We start from the raw sequence: 8,988 nt of genomic DNA, 5'->3' as shown, positions 1-8,988 counted from the left end.
TTTACTTTTTCATTTTCAATAGCTTATTACCAACTTGTAATCTTAACTTAGCACGCTTTGCTGTACTCGTGGCGCTACGGCTGGAAAGTCTGTAGCTTTATGAGTAAATTGCGATCTTAACTTAATGCTTATGCAAGAAACAGAAGAGGCGAAAGCCGTACTTTCAGATAGAATTTTGGCCTTAGCCGAGTCGCAGACCATTGCCATGGCTAAAAAAGCACGTGAACTGGCTGCACAGGGGCACGATATGATCAACCTGAGCTTTGGAGAACCCGATTTCCAGACGCCACAGTACATAAAAGATGCAGCCAAGCAGGCAATAGATGAAGGCTTTACCTTTTATACGCCTGTGCCTGGCTATCCAGAGCTACGACAGGAAATCGTAAAGAAATTCAAGCGCGATAATAACCTGGATTTCGCCCCAGAGAATATTGTGGTATCTACCGGAGCAAAGCAAAGTATAGCCAATGCGGTGCTGTGCCTCACCAATCCCGGCGATGAGGTGATTATCTTTTCACCTTACTGGGTGTCTTATGAAGAGATCGTGAAATTAGCAGAAGGTGTATCAGTGCCAATTATGGGTCGCCTAGAAAACGACTATAAAGTAACGGCTGAGCAGCTGGAGAATGCTATTACCTCAAATACAAAGCTCGTAATGTACTCTTCGCCGTGCAACCCAACCGGGGCCGTGTTTGACGAAGAAGAACTGACAGCTATTGCCCGTGTGCTGGAGAAGCATCCGCAGGTTTATGTTATAGCCGATGAAATTTACGAGTACATCAACTTTGGCGGCAAGCACTTTAGTTTGGCCAGCATCGAATCAATACGCGACCGTGTAGTTACAGTGAATGGCTTCTCGAAAGGATATGCCATGACAGGCTGGCGTGTAGGTTACTTGGCAGCCAATAAAGAAATTGCATCTGCCTGCGATAAAATGCAGAGCCAGATTACGTCAGGTACCAGCTCTATCTCTCAAAAAGCGGCTGCGGCTGCCTTAAAAGGAGGCAACGCCAGTGCACTGGAGATGACAGAGTCCTACCGCCGTCGCCGCGACCTGGTGTTAAACCTGATGAACGATATACCGGGCTTCAAGACATACCTTCCAAATGGCGCCTTCTATATTTTCCCGGATGTCAGCTATTATTTTGGAAAGCAGTACGAAGGCAAAACTATTGCAGATGCACGTGATCTAAGTATGTTTATACTTACCGATGCGCATGTGGCGCTGGTAAGTGGAGATGCGTTTGGAGCACCTCAGTGCATCCGCTTCTCCTTCGCGACTTCCGACGAAAAACTAACAGAGGCGCTTCGCCGCATTAAGCATAGCCTGGCAAAACTGCAGTAATGGATCAACATAAAAGTATAGAGGCTGTCTTTGAGGCGTTCAACAACCTGAAAGTGCTGGTGGTGGGCGATGTGATGATTGACTCCTACTTGTGGGGTAAATCCACCCGCATTTCTCCTGAAGCTCCGGTACCTATCGTAAATGTAGTAAAGCGCGAAAAGCGTTTAGGTGGTGCTGCCAATGTGGCTCTGAATGTACAGGCGATGGGGGCTGTGCCGCTGCTTTGTTCTGTTATTGGGGATGATCAGGATGGGGCAGATTACCTGCGCCTGATGGAAGAAAGAGGATTGCCAACAGAAGGTATTGTGCAAAGCCCGGAGCGAGTTACCACTATCAAGCACCGTATTATTGCCGGTGGGCAGCAGCTCCTGCGGGTTGACTCTGAAATAGAGCACAACCTGGCCGATTATGAAGAGCGTTATCTGGAAGAGCGGTATCTACAGCTGCTCGATTTGGTAGATGTTGTTATCTTTGAAGATTATGACAAAGGCGTTTTCTCGGAAAAGAACATTCAGCGTTTTCTGCAACTGGCAAATGAGCGGGGCATACCAAGTGTCATAGACCCCAAAAAGAAAAATTTCTTGAGCTATGTGGGCTGCACACTCTTTAAGCCCAACCTGAAAGAACTAAAAGAGGGACTTAAAGTTGATTTCGCAGATGAAAACCTGCCTGCTTTTGAAGATGCAGTAGAGGAACTACAGGAGCGGCTTCAGATAAAGCAGGTGTTGGTTACGCTTTCAGAAAGAGGGGTTTTTGTGGCCGATGGCAACGAGAAAACTTATATTGGCGCGCATCGCCGGGCCATATCAGATGTATCCGGTGCTGGAGATACTGTGATAAGTATAGCTGCACTTTGTATGGCGCTAAAAACTTCTATGCCTTTTATGGCTGGCCTAAGCAACCTGGGCGGTGGATTGGTGTGCGAACAAGTTGGAGTAGTACCCGTTGATAAGCAGCGGTTATTGGAGGAAGCAGAGCAAATAAGGTTGTTTGAAACACATGAACACAGAATCGCTAAATAGATTTTTGTATGACAGTAAGCTGAGCGCGTATACCATTATGCGCCGCACAGCTTATCTTTTAACGATTCTAGCTGTAGGCTTGCTCGTGTATGCACATGGTGTAGTGGAAAACCCTGCTACCCTGCGTATGCTATTTTATGCCATTGATGGTATACTGGCAGTTTTCGTAATTATTTACTTTTTGCGCATTCTGTATTCCTTTGAGCGTCGGAAGTTCCTGAAACGAACGTGGTTCGAAGCTATTTTGATGACCATCGTGTTCATCAACCAAGTTTGCACGTATCTTTTTGGCTTTCCTATTATCTACAATGTGTTTGAGGGGGTAGGTATACCGCTGTCGGTGGAGTTCTACCGGGTGATGATATCGCTCTACATGCTCGTGTTTCTGATTGTAGAATTGCTGGAAACCAGAATCCACCTCAGAACCATACAGTTAAAGCCATCCCTTACTTTCCTGCTCAGCTTTATTTTTCTGATTCTGCTGGGTACCGGCCTCTTTATGCTGCCCAAAATGACTAATGCTCCTGATGGGATGCGTTTTATAGATGCACTTTTTATGTCTGCCAGTGCATCCTGTGTCACCGGGCTTGCCGTGGTAGACCCTGGCACCTACTTTACTTTTTCAGGTCAGGTTGTGCTTTTGCTGCTTATCCAGATGGGAGGATTGGGTATACTAACGTTTGCTACCTTCTTTGCCTCTCTGATGAAACAAGGCATTGGTATAAAGCAGCACGTAGCGATGTATGAACTGCTGGAGAGCGAGTCGTTGTTTTCGACAAAAGGCCTGTTGCGCAAGCTTATCTTCTTAACCCTTGTGATTGAAGGAATTGGTGCAGTAGCAATTTTCTTTATGTGGGGCCCTGAGGCGCAGTTCACTAACTTGGGAAGTAAAATATTCTTTTCGGTCTTTCATGCAGTGTCGGCATTCTGTAACGGTGGGTTTTCACTTTATCCGGAAGGGCTTTATACGCAGCCAATTAGGTTTTCTTACTTGCTGCACCTGGTTATTGCTATGCTCATCATTTTAGGAGGTTTAGGTTTCCCGACTATCCTGGATTTGTTTTCTCCCACAGCCATGCGTAACCGAATGGCCAAGCCCTGGAGAAACTGGAAAATGATGACCCGTGTGGTGGTGTATACTACAGCTATACTTCTAACGATAGGCACAGTAGGCTTTTTCCTGCTGGAGTACTTTAATACGCTATCGGATATGAACTTTGCAGAGGCGCTGATTACCGCATTTTTCCAGTCTGTAACCACACGTACGGCAGGTTTTAACACGGTAGATATTTCAGCGCTGACAGTGCCAACACTCCTGATGTTTATTGTGCTGATGTTTATAGGCGCATCACCGGGCTCAACGGGTGGTGGTATCAAGACGACCACTTTCTCTGTGATTCTGTTTGCGGTACTTACTACTATCCGCAACAAGCGGAACATGGAAATCGGCCATCGCACTATACCTCACTCTGTGGCTTATAAAGCTTTTACCGTATTTGCATTTGCGGTTGGGTTTAACATGCTGTTTGTATTTATACTTGCTATTACCGATGCGCAGTTCGATATTCTGAAGCTTGCTTTTGAGCAGGTATCTGCTTTCGCAACAGTGGGGCTTAGCACAGGTATAACAGCGGGGCTTTCGGATGCCGGCAAAAGTGTGATTATACTTTCTATGTACATGGGTAGGGTAGGAACCCTTACGCTGGCTTTGGCTCTGAGTACAAGAGCCTCATCTATCGCTTACAAGTATCCGGCTACACACCTGGCAGTAGGGTAACAGTTTTCAACTTTCATTTAACAATTATCAGTACTAAGTATATTTAGTGCTGAAGCAATAAAAAAGGGCTTGCTATATAAGTATAACAGGCCCTTTTTATTATGATATTTGTTAACTGGTAAAGGTTAACCTTTAACTGCGCCGCCGTACTCTTTTACAGTTTGGATAAAGCACTTTACCTTCTCCGGGTCTGTATCAGGATACACGCCGTGGCCCAGGTTGGCAATGTGGCGTTGAGGACCGAACTCCTTCAGCATCTTGATTGTCTCGTGCTGGATGGTGTCAAATGAGCTGTAAAGCAGGCACGGGTCCATATTGCCCTGCAGCGTTTTGTTAGGTCCTACTTGCTGGCGTGCAGCATTTATTTCCATGTTCCAATCCAGGCCAATGGTTTCGCAGTTCAGCTTACTGAAATCTTCCAGGGCAAAGAAAGCACCTTTGGCAAATACAGTTACCGGTACGTTACGGATGGCATCACAGATTTCAGAAATATAGGGTAGGGCAAACTCGCGGTATTGCGTCGGGGAAAGTATACCTGCCCATGAGTCGAATACCTGTATAAGGTTAGCACCAGCTTCTACCTGTGCCTGTAAGTAAGCAATGGTGGTATCTGTAATCATGCGCAGCAGTTGGTGCGCCATTTTAGGGTTGGTATACAGCAGGCCACGTGCATTTGAAAAAGTCTTAGAACCGCTTCCCTCTACCATGTAGGCTAAGATAGTCCAAGGTGCGCCAGCAAAACCAATTAAAGGGACACGACCATTAAGTGCTTTTTTAGTAACCTTGATGGCATCCAACACATAATGCAGGTGCTCATGCGGGTCGGCTACGCGCAGTTTTTTTACATCAGCCTCGGTGCGGATGGTGTTCGGGAATATTGGTCCGCGCTTTTCGATCATCTCATAGGTGCAGCCCATTGCCTCCGGCACCACCAGGATGTCAGAGAATATAATAGCAGCATCTACATCCAGGATATCTACTGGTTGGATGGTAACCTCAGCAGCAAGTTCTGGTGTTTCTACCAGTTCTTTAAAGCCACTCAGGCTTTCGCGTACGGCACGGTATTCAGGTAAAATGCGGCCAGCCTGGCGCATGAGCCATACAGGAGTGCGCTCTACAGCCTCACCCTTTGCAGCTCTCAAAAGCAAGTCATTCTTCAGTTGCATGATACAAATATACAGCTTTTACCTTGCCAAAGGAAACCGCAGGCAAAAGCATCGGCCTATTTCCCTAATAAGGAGAGGATACCCGTTGTGATAAAATTGACTCCGATGGAAAGCACAATAAAGCCCATAATTCTGGATAAAGCAGATAAGCCTGCTTTACCCAAGTAAGTTATCAGCTGGTGGGAGAACACAAGTATAACAAACGTAACTGCTGCCACCAAGGCAATTGCTGCTATTGTAAAGCCCATGTCCTGGTACGTAAGCGCAGGAGTAAACATGCCTATACTTACGGCAATAGACCCCGGACCCGAAAGCATGGGCATGGCCAGTGGTGTAAAGGATATATCGTCTTTCTCCAGGCCCTCCTGCAGCACACCTTTTGATACTTTTTTGCCTCTGTGTGCTTTACTGGTGAGCAAGCCAAACCCGGCTCGCATAATCATTAAGCCTCCTGCAATACGGATATCGTGGAGTTGAATCCCAAAGAAGTTTAATACATACTGCCCCGCCAGAAAGAAAACAGAAAGTATAAGTGCCATATACACGCAAGCCCGCAACGCTTGCTGGTTTCTATAGGAGGGAGTGTCATCTTGGGTAAGGGTGAGAAAAACTGGCATGGCCCCAAAAGGGTTTACTACAGTGAAAAGTGCCGAAAACGTAGCAAGGATAATCTCCATAAAGGTGCTTTGATTCGGCAGCAAAAGTAGAAAGAGGAGGTTATGGCAGTGTTAGCGCGGTGTTGTTGTATGGTTAATTGTGAGCAGGAGGTTTTTGCTGAAGGACCTTACACCCACGGAAAGAACGGGGATAACGCATGTAGCTGCTGCCTGCATTACTCAAGAAGTATACTTATTAATTTCTAGGTTTTGCTGCTGCACCTTACCCGGTAGGATACTCTGGAAGAGCATTGTGGACAGGTGGTAAGAGTATCATGCTACAGTGCTTATACTTTGAGAACGACACTTACTGAGAACAGTACTTACAAAGCAGACCAAGGCTAGCTGGTAAAGCCACAGAAGGATTCAGAGTTATGAACGGGCACGCTTCTGTAAAAAGAATGTGTTTAACGGTCTAGTTCTCGCTAAAGAAAAGTGCTGTTAGAGCCGACACAATAAAGTTAACCCCGATAGAGAGTACAATAAAGCCCATGATACGGGAGAGCGCAGCCAAACCAGATTTCCCCATAAAGCGAGTGAGCTGGTGAGAAAAGCGAAGTATGATATAAGAAAGGGCCGCCAGAAGTATAATGCCTATCAAGATCATGACCATATCGAGGTACGACAAGGAGGTAGTAAACAAGCCTATACTTACCGCGATCGCACCCGGGCCGGATAGCATAGGCATAGCAAGCGGTGTGAAGGAAATGTCTTCTTTTTGCTGACCTTCTTCTACCACATCCGGCGCAATTTTCTTTTTGCTACCGCCAGGAGCCAGTAGCTCAAATCCAGCGCGCATAATCATCAAACCACCAGCAATGCGCAAATCATGAATGCGGATGCCGAAGAAATTAAGGACATACTGGCCAGCCAGAAAGAAAATCGCTAAAATGCCGACCATGTATAAGCACGCTTTCAGGGCCTGCTGGTTACGTTGCTCTGGTGTGTCATCTTGCGTAAGCGTCAGAAACACAGGCATGGCACCAAAGGGGTTTACTACTGAAAACAAGGCAGAAAGGGTGGCGAGTATGATCTCCATAAGTATTATTGGTCCAGCTAAATGTGGCGTAGGATTAAATATAGGTGTTTGCTGATGTAAATCAAAATATGCCTCTGTACGGTGATAATTGTTACAAAGGTTGTCGTCAGGCTACGTTCATTATGCTTATTTTTGAGGAAGAACAACCCAAACCGTTACGATTTATGAAAGGAGAAGTAAAGCTAGGTATACTTGGCGGCGGCCAGTTAGGCCGTATGCTCATGCAGGCCGGGCTAGATTTTAACCTCTACACCCTGGTGCTGGACCCAGATGAAAACGCACCGTGTAAAGATATCTGCCATGAGTTTTACGTAGGCAGCTTCCGCGATTACGAGACTGTGTACGAGTTCGGTAAGAACTGTGACATACTAACCATAGAGATTGAACACGTGAATGCGGATGCTCTGGAGAAGCTGGAGCAGGAGGGCGTAAAAGTATACCCTGATGCTAAAACTGTGCGTACTATTCAGGATAAAGGGCTGCAAAAAGAGTTCTACCGCCAGCACAACATTCCAACCTCAGATTTTATAGTTCTAAAAGATAAAGAGGAGCTGCAGCAGCAGCAGCTTAATTTCTTACCTGCTTTCCAGAAGCTGCGCCGCGAAGGCTATGATGGGAGAGGCGTAACCCGCCTTTCCAGTGAAGCAGACATTGAGAAAGCTTTTGAGGAACCATCGGTGCTGGAGAAGCTGGTAGATTTTGAGAAAGAGATATCAGTAATAGTGGCCCGCAATGCCAACGGAGAGGTAACTGCTTTCCCGGTGGTGGAGCTGAGTTTTCACCCGGAGCACAACCTGGTAGATTCTCTTTTTGCGCCAGCCAATGTGCCTTACAAACTGCAGCGCCACGCCATCGAGATTGCTACCCGTGTAATTGAGGCTTTTGACATGGTGGGTATACTTGCCGTAGAAATGTTTCAGACCAAAGACGGGCAGATTCTGGTAAACGAAGTGGCTCCGCGGCCGCACAACAGTGGGCACCACACCATCAAGGCTAATTATACTTCGCAGTACGAACAGCACCTGCGGGCGATACTTAACCTACCGTTAGGTGCTACAGACATACAGAGTGCCGCCGTCATGCTGAACTTGCTGGGAGAGCCTGGGTACGACGGAGAGGCTGCCTATGAGGGGATGCAGGAGGCGCTGGCGGTGCCAGGCGTGTACATCCATTTGTATGGCAAAAAGTATACGCGCCCAGCCCGCAAAATGGGGCATATTACTGTGCTGGGCAAAGACATAGAAGAAGCTCAAGCGCGTGCAGAACAAATAAAAAATGTAATTAAGGTAAAAGCATAAGTATGGCCGAAGAAACCACAACCACACAACAACCCTTAGTAGGTATTATTATGGGCAGCCAGTCTGACCTGCGCATCATGGATGCCGCTGCCGAAATCCTGGAAACGCTTGGCGTGCCTTTCGAACTGACCATTGTTTCTGCTCACCGCACGCCGCACCGTATGTTTGAGTATGCTGAAAATGCCCGAAAGCGTGGTCTTAAAGTGATAATTGCCGGAGCTGGCGGAGCAGCACACCTGCCAGGTATGGTTGCTTCTCTCACTACACTACCAGTTATAGGCGTACCGGTAAAATCAAGCAATTCCATTGATGGATGGGACTCTGTGCTGTCTATACTTCAGATGCCGGGCGGTATACCCGTGGCAACCGTAGCTTTAGATGGAGCCTTAAACGCAGGTATACTTGCCGCTGAAATCATCGGAACCAACAACGCTGCTGTGGCAGACAGGCTGGAGAAGTATAAGAGCAGCTTGAAAGATAAAGTGATGCGTTCGGTGGAGGAGCTGAAGCGAGGGGATCGGGATCTGGATTGATTGTCTGAATCATATCTACGTTGCAAGGAGGCAGTAAAGTTTACTGCCTCCTTTTTTTGTGCCTTTGCACTAATAAACCTTTTGCTATCGCATTATCTAAACATTCTTTAATAATCACACACCCTTTGGAATAAATATAAGGTGGATTATAT

Annotated in this window: 8 protein-coding genes; 5 read left to right on the top strand and 3 right to left on the bottom strand. The window is 46.7% G+C overall.

Annotation, left to right across the window (positions count from 1 at the left end; all coding sequences use genetic code 11):
* Nucleotides 1-130 precede the first annotated feature (130 nt).
* The 3 genes from ACFQ2O_RS17245 to ACFQ2O_RS17235 are packed head-to-tail and all read left to right on the top strand — an operon-like array spanning nt 131 to nt 4,144.
* Nucleotides 131-1,345 carry a pyridoxal phosphate-dependent aminotransferase gene (locus ACFQ2O_RS17245; protein ID WP_377530642.1) on the top strand — a complete coding sequence of 405 codons (1,215 nt, stop codon included), beginning with the start codon at nt 131-133 and terminating at the stop codon, nt 1,343-1,345.
* Nucleotides 1,345-2,367 carry a bifunctional heptose 7-phosphate kinase/heptose 1-phosphate adenyltransferase gene (locus tag ACFQ2O_RS17240; RefSeq protein WP_377530640.1) on the top strand — a complete coding sequence of 341 codons (1,023 nt, stop codon included), beginning with the start codon at nt 1,345-1,347 and terminating at the stop codon, nt 2,365-2,367. The genes ACFQ2O_RS17245 and ACFQ2O_RS17240 overlap by 1 nt, the downstream gene beginning before the upstream one ends.
* Nucleotides 2,345-4,144 (top strand): TrkH family potassium uptake protein, encoded by a 1,800-nt coding sequence (locus ACFQ2O_RS17235; protein WP_377530637.1) that lies wholly within the window; start codon nt 2,345-2,347, stop codon nt 4,142-4,144. Before ACFQ2O_RS17240 ends, ACFQ2O_RS17235 begins: the two co-directional genes overlap by 23 nt.
* A 125-nt stretch (nt 4,145-4,269) precedes the next feature.
* Here ACFQ2O_RS17235 and hemE read toward each other — a convergent pair whose 3' ends face one another.
* From hemE to ACFQ2O_RS17220, 3 genes are all read right to left on the bottom strand, one after another.
* Nucleotides 4,270-5,310 carry a uroporphyrinogen decarboxylase gene (gene hemE, locus ACFQ2O_RS17230; protein ID WP_377530635.1) on the bottom strand — a complete coding sequence of 347 codons (1,041 nt, stop codon included), beginning with the start codon at nt 5,308-5,310 and terminating at the stop codon, nt 4,270-4,272.
* A 56-nt stretch (nt 5,311-5,366) separates the two neighbouring features.
* Complete coding sequence (locus tag ACFQ2O_RS17225; protein ID WP_377530632.1) at nt 5,367-5,987, bottom strand: MarC family protein; 621 nt, start codon at nt 5,985-5,987, stop codon at nt 5,367-5,369.
* Between the two features lie 394 nt (nt 5,988-6,381).
* Nucleotides 6,382-7,005 carry a MarC family NAAT transporter gene (locus ACFQ2O_RS17220; RefSeq protein WP_377530630.1) on the bottom strand — a complete coding sequence of 208 codons (624 nt, stop codon included), beginning with the start codon at nt 7,003-7,005 and terminating at the stop codon, nt 6,382-6,384.
* A gap of 164 nt (nt 7,006-7,169) precedes the next feature.
* Between ACFQ2O_RS17220 and ACFQ2O_RS17215 the strand changes: the two genes are divergently transcribed.
* On the top strand, nt 7,170-8,303 hold the full coding sequence (locus ACFQ2O_RS17215) for a 5-(carboxyamino)imidazole ribonucleotide synthase (protein ID WP_377530627.1): 1,134 nt from the start codon (nt 7,170-7,172) through the stop codon (nt 8,301-8,303).
* A 2-nt stretch (nt 8,304-8,305) separates the two neighbouring features.
* A complete protein-coding gene (gene purE / locus ACFQ2O_RS17210; protein WP_377530625.1) occupies nt 8,306-8,836 on the top strand; it encodes a 5-(carboxyamino)imidazole ribonucleotide mutase in 531 nt (176 codons plus the stop codon).
* Nucleotides 8,837-8,988 lie beyond the last annotated feature (152 nt).

Origin of the sequence: Pontibacter rugosus (genome assembly GCF_042678745.1) — a bacterium.
Classification (GTDB): domain Bacteria; phylum Bacteroidota; class Bacteroidia; order Cytophagales; family Hymenobacteraceae; genus Pontibacter; species Pontibacter rugosus.
This window is presented reverse-complemented; position numbering and strand designations above follow the sequence as displayed.